Here is a 15,452-nt window from a genome sequence, read left to right on the forward strand (position 1 = left end):
GGACAGGAGTTATTGCTGATGTTTTAACACTGATATGTTAACGAGAACGGCCAGAATAAGCATGACCTATGCGCTACCGGACTCATTTCCAGTTAGCTATATACTGCATCAACCTCGACCGAGCAGGCTGGCCGAGTATGCGTAAAAATAGCTCGGCCAAACATTTTAATCGTCTTTTTTAAAGAAATAATTACCAACAGCCTCGACAGTAGACCCGATAGCAGACGAGGTAACAAGACTAGCAGCCCCGACAGACCCCATACAGACACTGGTAGCAACACCTGTCGCAACACCTTTGGCAACACCAGTACCAACATCGCTGGTAGCCCTTTCACCCTGAACAGAACCCCAGAAGGCCCCAATAGCAAATCCAGCTAAGGCAATCAAGGCAGGCCCGGCAGCAAGCTCAGCACAAGCAGCAAACCCGGCACCATCAACCCCGACAGCAGCAGACCCGGTAGCCCCGAAAGCAAACCCGGCTAAGGCCGAGGGAGCAACCGGGAGAGTAAGCGTCAAAGTAGCCTGACAAAGAAATTTAATAGTTTTTTTCGAAACAGCTACTAAACGATCCTGCAATGGAATACTTTTTATCTCATTATCAGAAAATTGTTTTTCGCAGGAGATATAATTTTTTTGGTTAGAACTTTCCACGCACTCCCGAATGCCTGAACGACCAGAAGAATGTTTACATTCTGAACTGGTGTATTTGTCTTTTATTGAACCAAGGTCCATTGTTGGATTAAAAGTGCCAATATGGTCCATATCAAAACCCTCCGTTTAAATTTAATTTATGTTTGTTACGGCTAATAGATATTTATATTTGGTTTTAGTTCCCTATGAACACTAAGATATTTAACCAATTCTGCCGCTAAGGTGTTTTCCTTGCCCGAAAAGTGATCGTTAAATAAAAAACTCTTATCAACGCGAAAACAAAAAGGCCGCTGTGAAGCGGCCTGATTTTAAAAGTCATATCGATAAAGCAAACAGGCTCCCGGAGTACCCCAAGGAGCCAGGCAGCAATGCTTGATAATCCCCGTGGTGCGAAGCCTTATTGACTGATCTTCCGTTTACGAGGCTGTTTACCCGTTGGCTTTGAGGCTTTGGCTGAATCAGACTTTCGGGCGCTACTGGCTTTTTTCTTACCGGTAGTCTTCTTTTTGCCGGAAGCGGTTGGCTTGCCCTTTTTACCGGTTGTTTTGGCGGATTTCCTGCCTTTCGTCTTACGGCCAGATGGCTTACCGTCTTCGGCAGAGCCCTTATTGGATGATGTGCCCTTAGCTGACGAAGTACCTTTCCCTTTTTTAGCCGCCTCTTCAGCAGCCCTGGCTTCTCTGAGCAGTTTTTCCTTGGCCGCTGCCGACTTGAATCGACTGCCAAGTGCCGCGCTTGCGGATGAACGGGATTTTTTCGCCGAACCAGACTTACCGGATGATTTTCTTCTTCCCGGCCTGCTAAGTGCTGACAGCAGTTCAAAGTCGATCTTCTTATCGTCCAGATTCACCTTACTGACCATCACCTCCAACTCATCGCCCAGACCAAACCGGCGACCGGTGCGTTCACCGCGCATGCAATGATGAACATTGTCGTAAATATAATAGTCATCCGGCAGGCTGGTCACATGAACCAATCCCTCGACATAGACATCTTTCAGCTCAACAAACAACCCGAATCCGGTCACTGAAGAGACAATACCGCTGAAGGTCTGACCAATATGCTGCTGCATATAGTCGCACTTCAGCCAGCCCATGGCATCGCGGGTTGCCAGATCAGCCCGCCGCTCTGTGGTGGAACAGTGCTCTCCCAGTGCCTGAATATCGCCGACGTTATAGGGGTAGATGCGCTTTTCAGGTATGGGGCTGGCCCCCACACGAAGCACATGCCGGGAGGGGCTCTCTGAGCGGATAATATGACGAATCGCCCTGTGTACCAGCAGGTCAGGGTAACGGCGGATGGGCGAGGTAAAGTGTGCATAAGCCTTGAAGGCCAGGCCAAAATGCCCCTGATTATCACCACTGTAGACTGCCTGACTCATTGAGCGAAGAACCACGGTCTGAATCACATGGTAATCAGGACGATCTTTCACCCTAAGCAACAATGCCTGAATATCACGGGGGGTGATTTTGCCTGAGGGAAGTGCCAGCCCCAGACTGCCAATAAAGCTGTTCAGGTTAAGCTTCTTCTCCAGCGTCGGCCCTTCGTGCACACGGTAAAGCCCCGGGAGTTTGTGCTTTTCCAGGAACTTTGCCGCACACACATTGGCGCACAGCATACACTCTTCAATCAACTTGTGGGCGTCATTACGCTCCCTGGGGACAATCTGCTCAATCTTGCGGTGGCGACCAAAAATAATCTGGGTCTCCACCGTATCAAAGTCAATCGTGCCACGTTCTGCCCGTACCGATACCAAGGTCTTGTAGAGCGAGTACAGATGCTCAAGGTGTGGCACTAATGGCTGGTACTGCTTCCGTAGCTCCCGGCCCTCATCACCGAGGGACAACATATCCCAGACTTTGGTATACGTCAGCCGCGCATGGGAGCGGATAACGCTCTCATAGAATTTGTAGCCGGAAATCTTGCCTTTGCCACTGATGGTCATTTCACAGACCATTGCCAGGCGATCTACTTCGGGGTTCAGGGAGCACAAACCATTGGACAGCACCTCCGGCAACATGGGAATCACATGCCCCGGGAAGTAAACCGAAGTCCCCCGGTTAACCGCTTCCTTATCCAGGGCCGAGCCCGGTTTTACATAGTGGGAAACATCGGCAATCGCAACAAACAGACGCCAGCCGCCGCCTTTTTTTGACTCACAATAAACCGCATCATCAAAATCACGGGCATCTTCCCCATCAATAGTGACAAACGGCGTTGCCCGTAAATCGACCCGGCAATTTTTGTCCGACTCTGCGACCTCAGTGGTAAAACCCTGGCACTGTTTTTCCACCGCTTCCGGCCAGTCATGGGGAATATTATGGGTGCGAACAGCAACCTCGACCTCCATACCGGCATCGGCTCGGCCACCGAGAATTTCCTTAACTATGCCCATAGGCATGTTGCGACGGCCGGGCTGCCGGGTAATTTCCAGCAGAATATATTGTCCCTCCGTGGGCATCAGCGGGCCCGGCTGAACAATAATCTCCCGGCTGATACGGGGGTTTTCAGGCACCATAAAGGCCGCACCAGACTCGGTATAGTAGCGACCGACAACCTGTGTCGTATTTCTCTCAATCACCTCAACCAGCTGGCCTTCCCTGCGGCCACGATGATCGACACCTGATTCACGCACAACCGCACGGTCACCATCAAACAGCTGACGCATCTCACGGGGGGAAAGGTAGAGATCTTCACCACCACCATCCGGCATTAAAAAGCCAAATCCTTCTTTATTGCCCTGAACAACCCCTTTAATAAGATTCAGCTTACTGATCAGGGCAAAGGCATTCTTGCGATTTTGCAGCAGCTGACCATCGCGGATCATCGCCTTAAGGCGGAACATCAGCGCTTCCTGCTGTTCTTCGTCGTTTATACCCAGTGCACGACATAACGCCCGATGGCTGACCGGAGCCCCGCGTTGCTCAAGGTATTCCATGATGTACAGACGACTGGGGATCGGGTTTTCATAGCGCTCTGCTTCGAGAGATGCCTGACTATCCTGGCTTTTCCACCCTTTTGACATGGGCTTATTGCACCTCTTTTAGGGCGTATGGCAGCCTGGGGCTGCCTGGTGAAAATGAAAATCTACAATCATGATATCTTTCTTCAAAGGCCATGGAGGGGGGAGAAGTCAACATTGAATCCATTCTGTATTAGTACATGCATCAGACTATTAATGCAAAGGGAGAAAGTGAAAAGAGAGCATAACAAAAGAATAGCTGATCTCAGTGTTATGCCGAAACAACCGGCGGAGACAGCTATGTTGCGTTTAAGGGTTGAAGTGAAGAAATTCTAAAATTTTATTGGCCAGTCGATCAGATGTTAGAGCATTGATGCCAGTTAAAGCCCTTCTCCATCCCAGATAGTGTGATAGATATTTTGTCGCAACTCCGTGAAAAATCCCTGTAATCCACTGCTTCAGGTGGCTGTGGTATGCATTCACATGCTGTAAGTGAAAAACACCTTCTATCACCCGTATTCCAGAGGATGACACCAGCTCCTTAAAAGTAAATCCTAACGCTCTCGCAAGCTTTTCATGTGCAAGACTGGCATCGGCACATACGACAGTTTCAATATTTATCCGACCATTTAAATGGCGACAGAGTTCATCAGCGCTCTCATTTTTCAATACACCATCAACCGTCTGACTTCCTCGGTCTCTAGCTAGTTCTCGTCCAAAAACGCATCAGCCAATCATAATCGGACTATACGTACGTTTTAATATTTCCTGAAATTCCAGCGATCCAGAAAAAAACCTCCTTTTTTTTCTCTAATCTGGGACGGATATTGGAGAAAAACGCAAAAAGCAGGCAGAAAACATCCTCCCACCATGCTGGAAAGGTACTTTGATGTAGCGTGGAGGTGGCTATCAGGATGGTGCCGGGTGCCTGGCCAGAATCACCAGGTTGTAACAGACCACCGATAACCAACAATGAGAGTCAAAACGCTCAGAACCCTTGCAGTGGCAACGTGATAGCCCAAAACATCTCTTTAGCCACGAAATTCCCGCTTCAATACCTGCCCGGAAGCGAAAGAGCGTTTTATACACATACTGACTTTTAGTCATCTCTTCGACTTCAAGTCCGCGCTTCTTATTAAAAGCCACATCGCTGATTCCCATAGCCTTGGCTTTTTCCAAATTTACTCGACACGCGTATCCACCGTCACCGCTGGCTATGTTGTGCTTAAGGGTTGAAAGCGATTTATTGGGATAATCGTATGAATTAAATAGCTTACTGGAGTGCAAGAAGGGCATGAAAATGAGCATTTTAGACTCTTAACAGCCTAATAGTGTTGTTTTTAATGACCAGAACCAACAGCTAATTGGTACCATATTATCTTCAACCTTTAAGCACAACATAGCCGTCACCGCTTGTCTGGCGAGGTACACGACCATAAATTTCTTTTTGTCTTTCCATCATCGGAATGAATCGGTCCGAATCCGCTGGGTTACCTTCCTCAATAACCAGGTCCAGGATCAATCGACTTTTTCCCTGAACCAGGTTCAGTTTATGGCCGTACTGCACTTGTCGCCTGTCTTTTACGATGATATCCGTGTGGGGTTCATACAGGCTAACCACTTTCTCCTGGGCTGGCACCTTTTCACCCTTAAAGACCCTGCGCTCTGTCTGGGAGACTATTACATCCACCAGGGGTAACAGGTGATCCACATCGGCCTGCCACTTGTCGGCATCATCAGCCAGGAGACACTGCCCCTGCTGACGGGCGTCTGCAAGCTTGACAGTGGCTTCGATAAGCACCTTCCGGGATTTTCGGGTCAACTGCAGCAGTTTTTTATAATGCTGTTGCCGCTCTTCTTTACCAGAGTAGATGCATTTTCTGGCCGCATCTTTTACGGCTCGGTTGTGATGGGTATATTCATAAAGCGGTGTCGCTGTCAGTGTTTGTCCCCGTTCCAGCAGACGACAAATTTCTTTAACGGAACTGGCTAAAAGATCACTGTCGCAGGGAGGTTTGATATCCGATTCGGTGACTGTGCTGTCAATAGCCACAGTACGCCCTTTTTCAATACCCTGATCTTTAGCGGTCATTAGCTGACAGTTATTAATCCGCTCCCATGTAGATGCAGTAAGAAGGCTGATGAGCCCATGCAAACTGGAGCGACTGGGGCGCTGGTTTGGTTCGAGGCGACAAAAGTCTCGAAAGAGCATGGAGTCCATCAAAACAAACGACAAGTAGTCATAATCACAATTCAAATACTGTTTCAGAAGTGCCGCACGAAGAACGGATTCTGCTGATAGTCCGTTCCGCCCAGTGTTCTGTTTATCACCAGAACTTAAGTCCTCATAAATCCAGTCATTGAACTGTGGATGGGCATCAAGCCATTGCGAGATACCGGAAAGCTGGGAGCAGATTTCATGAGGTACGTAATGGAGTTCCATACTACACTGCAAATTGCGTTTTTTGCGCATTTGGAGCCCTCTGTTTTTGGCAATCCCTTATGTTTCTTGGTCTTGGGAAGTTTAGTCGCCAGATAGCAGTAGGGCTCCACTTAATTTTTCAGAATAAAATCTACAGTTTTCAATTGGTTGTGTTTTTGGACGAGAACTAGCTACCATGACTGGTATTTTTCGACAGTCTGTCTTTTTATCACTACCTCGTTTCCTCACGGGTCTTGGCAGGCCTTTTTTTTGACCTTTAAAAGATTCACGAAAAAAAGTTTCATCGAGTTCGGCAATACCACTGAGTTCTGGTGCCTGATCATGCTCAATGACCTGTAAAAAACGATGCCGCCAACGGAATGATGTATTTAACGAAACTCCGCATTGCTTGGCAGCCGGGCGAAGCGTTAAAGAGTGGGTCATTCCCTCAAGATATTTCGGCCATGCTTCAGGGCGTCTTAAACGGGCCAAAGGTGTTTTGGAAAAAGCGTTCAGTGTTTTTCGGCAAACCTTGCACCGAAATCGTTGGCGTTTGTTCCTTTTCCCCCAGCGCTGAAGGGCTTCAGATCCACAATGAGGACATTTTGGAGCCCGTACAAAACTATCCTCAATAGACTTTGCAATATCGGAAGGAGAATTTTGCTCTGATAGAGCATTGATAAGAGTATTTCGCTGCTGGCTGCTTAATAACGGCACAGCATTAAGAAGGTCTTGAAACTGTTGGGGCTTCATAACGTAGCCTCCCATTGCAGGGGATCACGACAGTTTAGACCTATCAACCTTTAAAACAAACATAGCCGGCGGAGACAGTGTAATGCCAGCCGGATCCCTGAAGGCAAATGATATTTCCCCCGGACAGATCAACAGAAAAACTGCTTGAGGCCGGGAACTTATTGACTGGCAGGTAAGTCCAATTCATTGATTGCTGGAACTCAGGGTTTGCAAGTGCCAATCCCGAAACATCATAAATTCAACGAAGTCAGAAGAGTCAGAAGCATGATACACAGTAGCAGCCCTGCCCCCATCCAGACTGGCAATCAATCGCCGAATGCCACTGATGCACCACCGTATCGGGCAACCCGGCGGACTTCTCGTCAGAAGCTCACCCTCCGTTGCCATCAAGCCATCAATTTGATTTCTCTGAAATTCAAGAGTCGTGAATCGACATTGTTACGGGCTGCAACAACCGGTGATGTGCCACTGATCAGGCGCCTGGTTCGCCAGCACACTTTAGCCAACGGCAACTCTGTTGGGATAGGGCTGGAAGATGCGGCTGCCAAAGCGGCGGCAAACGGCAAGGCAGAAGCATTGGAGTTATTGCTTGAGTTTGGGGCCTACCCGAATTATGCGTTGGCGGGTGAGAATTTCTGATCCCCCCAAGAAGAATGTTTGATGCGCGGGGACGCCGTCGCCAGTATCATGTTACAGAAAAACTGACACCGGAAATAGTGAGTATATTGCTTAATAATATTTTTATTCGCCCTGAAGTCACCATCAGGCTTGGAGATACCGGGGGCCATTATCTGCGTTTTACGCCAAAGGAATTAATCAACAGCAACCCTGGCAATATCAACAGGGAAGTCATCTGTAAAATGCTTGCCAGTCACAACCGAGTCGATGTGAACACGGAGATCTCTTTTACCAAACGGGTGCGTTCGCTCTATCCAGCAAAGTAGATAATCAGAGTTTTTATCCACATCCACAAAGTCCTTACATCCACGTAAATTTTATTGGCCAGACCCTGATGTTTGATAACTTCGGCCTGACTGAGCATCTGCTTACAGACCAGACTCTGAATCTGGACCCCGGCTTACCCATCGGCACAGGAGCCGCTGAAAACCTGCTGATTATTTTTATGGACAAGTACTACAAAGGATGTTTTCGCAAATTAAACCAGCGTTTTGATATTTTACTCAACGCTCTGAGGGACAAAATTGCCAACTCTGGCACCTTTCGCAACCAACTTTTGGCCAGCGAAAATGAGTTGTTCAAACAGCAATTTCTCACACTGTTTGCTATCGGGCATCAGGACAGGCATGACCCATCCCCTGCTGATTTTCAACATCTTAACTGCGATCAACTAAACAATAAAATTATGGACATATTTATGACCACATCTTATGAAGCCCCGCCCGATTATCATTGTCTTTACCCAAGTCCACCACCGAGTTATGACTCAGTTATTGCAGGTGACTTTGGTCACAGTAGGAATGGCGGTCACCCGCCACCCCCTGCGCAGATCCGTACTTGCACTGCTAGCGCATACGGCTCCTACCTCGAGTATTTAACGTCAAACCGTTGCTCCGGCCATGGATGAAGAACTTTTACTTTGGGCAACACAGTGTTGATGAAGGCACCAAACTTCTTCCAGTTCAGTCTGCTTCTCTGGCTGCGCCGCTTCAAGGCTTTGTACCAAATCTTTTGCACTGCTGTCCTGAAGGCATTGATTCTCAGTCCATTGCCAGGCACCGAAAAGTAGTTCATGTGACCTTGCAGTACACGTCTCAACCACTTCAACTGCTCCGGCACGGGGTCATGCCTGTGTTTCAGGAGATAGTCTTTGATCTTGCTCAATGTCGCTCGCATTCGCTCTTTGCTGGTTCGTCTGACAATGTTGAAGTTTCCACTGCTTCGACTAATACCGCAGATATGAGTAAATCCAAGAAACGTAAACGTCTCCGGCTTTCCCTGCTCCCTTTTCTTCAAGTCAACTTTGGCAAAGCGACCAAAGCGTATCAATCGGGTTTTATCCTCATGCAAGGACAAACCAAACTGCCCAAGTCTTTTACCAAGCTCACTCAGGAAGACCTTTGCATCATGCTCACGCTGAAAGCCCAGCACACTGTCATCCGCAAAGCGAACCACAATCATTCGTCCAGAGGCTTCCCGCTTTCGCCATTGGTCAACCCAAAGGTCAAACACGTAGTGCAAATAAATATTTGATAATAGCGGCGATATCACCGATCCCTGTGGCATCCCTCTTACGCTTCGAACACGACGACCATCCCCGTCGTAGTGCCCTACTTGTATCCACTGTCTTATCAAGCGGATAATGCGCTTGTCCCTCACCCGATGCTCTAAAAACATGATCAGCCACTCATGTTCGACCTGTTCGAAGAATTTCCGAATATCCAGATCCAGCACCCAGTTCACCGGATTACGTTTGATTCCCACCGTCAGAGCATCCAATGCATCATGTTGGCTTTTCAAAGGTCGGTAACCGTAAGAAAAACCACGGAAATCATTCTCGTAAATCCCCTCCAATACCTTGACTACTGCCTGCTGGACTATCTTATCTTCCAGACAGAATACACTGATCGGACGCTCACCACCGTCAGCCTTCGGAATCATTATCCTTCTGGCCGCTCGGGGGCGATAGCTTCCTTTATGTAATCGTTCGTGAAGGATGCCAGCCGGTTATCCAAATCCCGCTGATAGGTTTGCCATGTAACACCATCTACCCCCGCTGCCGACCTCCGTTTCAATTGAAAGAAACAGTCTTTCAACAGATAAGGTGTAATATGGTGAAACAAGGCCGTGAACTGTAAACGACGATCCTTTGCCGCAGCCTGACGTATACCCAACAGATTGGACATAGTGCTATTCCCGCGCTGAGTCGGGTCACGGACATCCTGTTGGATATTCCTCTTGGTCAAACCCCTTTCCTCCACAACCTCCGCCACAGATCTCTCTGCTTTGTTCGGCGCTTCTCAGGTACTATGGGCTTGTCCGACTTCCTGCCGACGACAATAGGCGTATGGCTATTAACCTTCCCTACTGCGTCTCCTATGGCTAAACAGGAGAAACCAGCAGGATCTCCCGAGTTCCGCACAAGATGCGTACCTGCATGCACAAGGTCTCCGACTGCGCGAGGCCCACAGGTCACTTGCGGTGTAGTGCAACCTGCAATATTGCTTTCTGCATCGCTTAACAACATCAGCACCTCGGATTATTGGATTTCGCAGCTCAATACTTAGCCTACAGGCTCCCCTGTCAACGCTTCACCGGATACCTTACGATATACGGCGCATGACTCGAGGCTGGGGCGACCCGCCAGTCTTACCCCACAGGGACTTTCACCCTTAACATCTTGCCGATTTATCTCGGCACACCAAGCGCTTAAAAAATTGATGTCAAAACCATAACTACTGACAATATCACCCGCCGGTTTATCCGATGATAAACCGGCGATTTTGTCACAGAGGCCAATCCTGATGATCAGGCAAACGGCTGACGCAGAACGATAGTTTCTACACGGTCCGGTCCGGTGGAAATAATATCAATCGGTGCACCGGTGACTTCTTCAAGACGCTTGATATAAGCCAGCGCGTTGGCAGGCAGCTCATCAAGGCTCTTCGCACCAAATGTCGACTCACTCCAGCCCGGCATCTCTTCATAGACAGGCTGAACCGACTCGTACTCTTCAACATCAACAGGCGTGGTAATGAACTCACCATCAGCATTCTTGTAATCCACGCAAATGCGGATTGTTTCCAGGCCGTCAAGCACATCCAGTTTGGTCAGACAGAGGCCACTGACCGAGTTGATCTGAATAGCCTGTCTCAGGGCTACGGCATCAAACCAGCCACAACGGCGTGGACGACCGGTCGTAGCACCAAACTCATTACCGACTTTGGCCAGATGGCGGCCATTTTCGTCATCCAGCTCTGTCGGGAAGGGGCCCGAACCCACACGGGTGGTGTAAGCCTTGGTAATACCCAGGACATAATCCAGGTACAGCGGACCAAAACCAGTCCCCGTAGAGGTACCACCTGCAGTGGTGTTGGATGAGGTGACAAACGGGTAAGTGCCGTGGTCGATATCCAGCAGAGAACCCTGGGCACCTTCAAACAGAATGTGGTCACCACGCCCATGATGCTCATGCAGACGGTCTGAAACCCGATCAATCATCGGAATCAGTTCCCTGGCCATGGCCAGCGTGTCATCCAGAACGGTCTGGTAATCTACGGCTTCTGTCTTGTAGTAGTGCTGCAGGGCAAAGTTGTGATAGTCCATCACTTCTTTCAGCTTTCTGGCAAAACGTTCAGGGTGCAGCAGATCAGCAACACGTAAACCCCGGCGAGCTACCTTGTCTTCGTAGGCAGGACCGATACCACGACCCGTCGTACCGATTTTGGCTTCGCCACGGGCCAGCTCACGGGCCTGATCCAGCGCCACATGGTAAGGCAGAATCAGAGGACAGGCAGGGCTGAGTTTCAGGCGCTCGCGCACAGGAACACCGGTTTCTTCCAACTGCTTCATCTCTTTCAGTAACGCTTCAGGAGACAGCACAACACCGTTACCGATGTAACAAACCACATCTTCGCGCAGGATTCCGGAAGGAATCAGGTGCAGAACGGTTTTCTCACCATTAATAACAAGGGTGTGTCCGGCATTATGGCCGCCCTGGAAGCGAACAACAGCTTCCGCCTGCTCGGTCAGCAGGTCGACAATCTTGCCTTTACCTTCATCACCCCACTGGGTGCCAAGTACGACAACAGTCTTACCCATGGAATCGGTCTCTTAGTTTCAATGCAATTTATAACGGTTCAACCAACCATTCGCCGTCACGGCAGATCAGCTGATGGTTGCAACCCATGCCCGCTGCTTCTGTCGCTTGCCCGGGCAGCTGGCGAACTACCCGTTCCCCCTGCCGACGCAGGCACTGCACCAGGGCAGCATCCGCATCAACAGGCGCAAAAATAGTCTTGCCTTCGGTACAGTCATCTGTACTTTCTGTTTTCAGCTCCAGCAACGCCTTAAGCTCCATAAGCGTCTTGAGGTCAGTGCTGAAACCGGTCGCAGGGCGTGATCGGCCGAAGGCTTCACCGATCCCATCATAGCGCCCACCTTTGGCGATTGCCTGCCCCTGACCGGGCAGATAAGCCGCAAAAACGACACCTGTATGATAGTTGTAGCCCCTGAGTTCGCCCAGGTCGAAATAGAAGTCAGCACCCGGATAAAGACTGGTAATCTCTCTGGCAATCAACCCGAGTTCATCCAGAGCAGTGGCAACGCCCTCAGGACCATCAGCCAGCTCACCCCTGGCCCGTTCCAGTATTTCCGGACCACCGGCCAGATTGGGCAGGCTTGTCAGCATTCGGGCAGACCCTGCGCTGATATCCCACTGATTGACCAGCTGTTCAACTTCAGAGATCGCCTTGCGCTGCAAGGCATCAAAAAGCGCCAGCTCTTGATCACCCGACAGTCCGGCCTGAGATGCCAGCAAACGGTAAATCTGCACATGCCCGAGATCCAGACTGACTGAATCGGCTTCCACCTGAGCCAGGGTTTCCAGCATCAGGGAAATCACTTCCAGGTCACTTGCCACGCCAGAGTGACCATACAGCTCTGCACCGATCTGGATGGGTGACCTTGAAGCCCCGAGGGAAGCGGGGCGGGTATGAAAGACACTGCCTGAATAACAAAGTCTTACCGGCCCATCCACTTTCAGGGTATGGGCATCAATTCTGGCCACCGCCGGTGTGGTATCTGCCCTTAATCCCATGGTTCTACCGGTCAGCTGATCGGTTACCTTGAAGGTTTGCAGATCCAGGTCATGACCGACACCTGCCGTCAGTGACTCGATAAATTCCAGATGGGGAGGAATCACCAGTTGGTAACCCCAGCGGTCAAACAGGTCGAGTATGTCGCGCCTTAACTTTTCAGCACAACGGGCTCTGCCGGGAAGAATTTCCTCAATCCCATCAGGCAGCAGCCAGCGATCAGCGACGGTCATAACAGCCTCTCTTATTGTTACTGTGGAAGTTTTTTCTTCGCTACCTGCCCACACACGAAAAAACCGGGCGAGGCCCGGTTTTGATAATATTACCACGGTTTTTTAGCGCTGGCAGCAAGAGTTCATTATTTGCCTTGCTTATCGTGATTAAAGTAGCGGAAGAAATCACCTTTTGGTTCTATCAGCATGACGTTACCGGACTCTCCGAAGCTCTCTTTGTAAGCCTGAAGGCTACGATAGAAGGCATAGAATTCCCGATCCTGCTGATACGCTTTGGCATAAATCTCAGCTGACCTGGCATCCCCGTCACCGCGAATCATTTCAGATTGACGGTAGGCATCGGCCAGAACCACCTGCTTTTCACGGTCGGCATTCGCCATGATACCTTCTGCCATCTCCTGACCACGGGAACGATAGTCCTGGGCCTCTTTCTCACGCTCGGATGACATCCGCTCAAATACCGAGTCACTGACCTGGGGAGGCAGGTCAATCCGCTTGATACGTACATCCATAACACTGACCCCCAGCTCATCCTGGGCAACTTCATTCAGCGTTGTGGTCAGTTCTTCCATCATCTCGTCACGCTGGCCGGACACCACTTCGTTCAGAGTGAGGCTACCAAACTGGTTCCGCATGCTGGACTCAGCACGCTGGGCAAGCAGGTTACTGGCACGGAATACATCGCCTGCCGTTGCGCGGTAGAAGTCGTAGACGTTGTGAATGCGCCACTTGATGTAGGAATCCACAATCACGGCCTTCTGCTCAAGGGTCAGGAAACGCTCGGATGGCACATCCAGAGTCTGCAGACGGCCATCAAACACCTTAACCTTGTCAACCAGCGGGATTTTCACATGCAGGCCCGGAGGAATACTGTCACGTACTACCTGACCAAAACGAAGTTGCACCGCCCTCTCCCGTTCGGAGATAACGAATAAACTTCCCCACGCCAGTATTACAACAACCAGAGAAATAATCAGTCCAGTGAAGGCTTTCTGACTCATCGACTTACCCTCCCCCCACTGACTCGCGAGCTATTGACGCGTTTATTCAATTCTTCTGTCACCCGGGTGGTAATCTCGTTTAATTCCTGGGCAGATAACTGTCTGGATGGCACTTTGCTGCTACCATGGGACTGTGTCAGTTTATCCAGCGGCAGATACATCATGTTATTGCCACCTTCAACATCCACCAGTACCTTGCTGGATTTACTGAACACGTCTTCAATCGCCTCAATATACAGACGCTCGCGGGTTACTTCAGGTGCCTGTTGGTACTCACCCAACAGTTTCACGAAACGATCCGCTTCACCCTCTGCCTTGGCTACTACCTCATCACGGTAACCGTTGGCACTCTCAATAATACGCTGAGCCTGACCACGGGCTTCCGGAATGATCTTGTTGGCATACACCTGAGCCTTGTTCTTGGCCCTTTCTTCATCCTCACGGGCGCGGATAACGTCATCAAACGCTGCCTGCACTTCTTTGGGAGGATGGGCGCTCTCGATGTTTACCTTGGCCACATTAAGGCCGGTACCGTAGCTGTCCAGGTAAGCCTGAAGGCGATCACGCACTTCGATACCCATCACCTCACGACCTTCGGTCAACACCTGATACATTTCGGAGCCACCGACAACATGACGCAACGCACTCTGTGTCGCCTCTTCCAGACTCACCAGCGGCTTGGCAACGTTGAGAACATAGTGCTTGATATCATCAATGTTGTACTGAACCGACATGGCCACCTCGACGATGTTCTCGTCTTCGGTCAACATTTGCTGCAAGAGGTTATAGGTCCGAAGTTCAGTCACCCGTTCCTGAAACTTGGTTTCAATGGGAGGGAAGTACATATGCAGGCCTGGGCCAACCGTCTCTGCATACTCACCAAAGCGCAGGATGACGGCCTGCTCTTTTTCATCAACGGTATAGACCGCATTCCAGATGTAGGCTGCAACAGCGAGTATCAGGATGCCAATAAAAATGCCGGAAGAGGAGCCTGCCTGAGCACCACCACCGGAGCCACCACCGCCTTTGCGGCCACCCCCAAACATGGAATTCAGTTTTTCCTGAAATTTGCGAAAAGCATCGTCCAGGTCCGGTGGTCCTTGCTTATCGCCTTTGTTACCACCGCCCCATGGATCCTGGTTGTTTCCACCCGGCTCGTTCCAGGCCATATATGTCTCCGTAGAGTCAGCATCAGATTGAATTTTGGTTTGAGCATCCCTGTTACTGGGGACAACAGGCGATTAAATCCATTGCCGGTCCATCAGAGGATGTGCATACCATAGTTACCTACAGACCTTGAGAGTCCCAGGTATGACATGACGTCGCAGGATAAATTTCCAGAGCAGTCATCAACTTCCACTTCGCCCTTCACTGCAACACAGGAGCGTAAAAAATGCAATGTATCCGTACCGTCCGGAATCCTGACCAGCCTTTACAGGCACTCAATAAGACGTACCCGGTAAAGATAGTTCCTGAGCCAGATTGTAGAGTTTGGATAGCGAATAGCGCAAGCCGAATTGGTAAAGACCGCAACGGATTTTCTTTACAAACACCAAATCAGAGCTGTTTCGCCCAAATTTCATCCATCTGTCCTGATGAAATATTCTGTCCAGCCAGGAACGCTTTTTATCATCTGCGACCACACTTTTTGACTGC

At 49.8% G+C, this 15,452-nt stretch carries 11 protein-coding genes and 3 pseudogenes; 2 read left to right on the top strand and 12 right to left on the bottom strand.

Annotated features, from left to right (window positions below; genetic code table 11):
* Positions 1 to 165 precede the first annotated feature (165 nt).
* From O3276_RS11445 to O3276_RS11470, 6 genes and pseudogenes are all read right to left on the bottom strand, one after another.
* Entirely contained in the window at positions 166 to 762 is a 597-nt protein-coding gene (locus O3276_RS11445; protein WP_269675735.1) for a hypothetical protein, read from the bottom strand.
* A gap of 286 nt (positions 763 to 1,048) precedes the next feature.
* Positions 1,049 to 3,676 carry a ribonuclease R gene (gene rnr, locus O3276_RS11450; RefSeq protein WP_269675736.1) on the bottom strand — a complete coding sequence of 876 codons (2,628 nt, stop codon included), beginning with the start codon at positions 3,674 to 3,676 and terminating at the stop codon, positions 1,049 to 1,051.
* 246 nt (positions 3,677 to 3,922) lie between these two features.
* Positions 3,923 to 4,321 (bottom strand): annotated as a pseudogene (locus tag O3276_RS11455) (IS1595 family transposase); the annotation flags it as partial.
* Positions 4,322 to 4,522: 201 nt separating this feature from the next.
* Positions 4,523 to 4,921, bottom strand: a complete 399-nt coding sequence (locus O3276_RS11460) for a transposase (RefSeq protein ID WP_332328213.1) — start codon at positions 4,919 to 4,921, stop codon at positions 4,523 to 4,525.
* 94 nt (positions 4,922 to 5,015) lie between these two features.
* Positions 5,016 to 5,330, bottom strand: a pseudogene (locus O3276_RS25745) (ISNCY family transposase); the annotation flags it as partial.
* Positions 5,331 to 6,215: 885 nt separating this feature from the next.
* Positions 6,216 to 6,788, bottom strand: a pseudogene (locus tag O3276_RS11470) (IS1595 family transposase); the annotation flags it as partial.
* Positions 6,789 to 7,052: 264 nt separating this feature from the next.
* Here O3276_RS11470 and O3276_RS11475 point away from each other — a divergent pair.
* Entirely contained in the window at positions 7,053 to 7,427 is a 375-nt protein-coding gene (locus O3276_RS11475) for a hypothetical protein (RefSeq protein ID WP_269675739.1), read from the top strand.
* Between the two features lie 86 nt (positions 7,428 to 7,513).
* A complete protein-coding gene (locus tag O3276_RS11480) occupies positions 7,514 to 7,732 on the top strand; it encodes a hypothetical protein (protein ID WP_269675740.1) in 219 nt (72 codons plus the stop codon).
* A 595-nt stretch (positions 7,733 to 8,327) separates the two neighbouring features.
* Here the strand turns inward: O3276_RS11480 and O3276_RS11485 are convergent.
* The 6 genes from O3276_RS11485 to hflK all read right to left on the bottom strand — a co-directional run bounded on the left by O3276_RS11485 (position 8,328) and on the right by hflK (position 14,965).
* Positions 8,328 to 9,407 (bottom strand): reverse transcriptase domain-containing protein, encoded by a 1,080-nt coding sequence (locus O3276_RS11485; RefSeq protein ID WP_269675010.1) that lies wholly within the window; start codon positions 9,405 to 9,407, stop codon positions 8,328 to 8,330.
* Complete coding sequence (locus O3276_RS11490) at positions 9,407 to 9,712, bottom strand: hypothetical protein (protein ID WP_269675741.1); 306 nt, start codon at positions 9,710 to 9,712, stop codon at positions 9,407 to 9,409. The genes O3276_RS11485 and O3276_RS11490 overlap by 1 nt, the downstream gene beginning before the upstream one ends.
* Positions 9,713 to 10,274: 562 nt before the next feature.
* Positions 10,275 to 11,567, bottom strand: a complete 1,293-nt coding sequence (locus O3276_RS11495) for an adenylosuccinate synthase (protein WP_269675742.1) — start codon at positions 11,565 to 11,567, stop codon at positions 10,275 to 10,277.
* A gap of 28 nt (positions 11,568 to 11,595) precedes the next feature.
* Positions 11,596 to 12,795, bottom strand: a complete 1,200-nt coding sequence (locus tag O3276_RS11500; RefSeq protein ID WP_269675743.1) for an ATP phosphoribosyltransferase regulatory subunit — start codon at positions 12,793 to 12,795, stop codon at positions 11,596 to 11,598.
* Positions 12,796 to 12,920: 125 nt separating this feature from the next.
* Positions 12,921 to 13,796, bottom strand: coding sequence for a protease modulator HflC (hflC, locus tag O3276_RS11505; protein WP_269675744.1), 876 nt, complete (start codon positions 13,794 to 13,796; stop codon positions 12,921 to 12,923).
* Entirely contained in the window at positions 13,793 to 14,965 is a 1,173-nt protein-coding gene (hflK, locus tag O3276_RS11510) for an FtsH protease activity modulator HflK (protein WP_269675745.1), read from the bottom strand. Before hflK ends, hflC begins: the two co-directional genes overlap by 4 nt.
* Positions 14,966 to 15,452: the final 487 nt, after the last annotated feature.

This window comes from Endozoicomonas sp. GU-1 (genome assembly GCF_027366395.1).
GTDB lineage: Bacteria > Pseudomonadota > Gammaproteobacteria > Pseudomonadales > Endozoicomonadaceae > Endozoicomonas.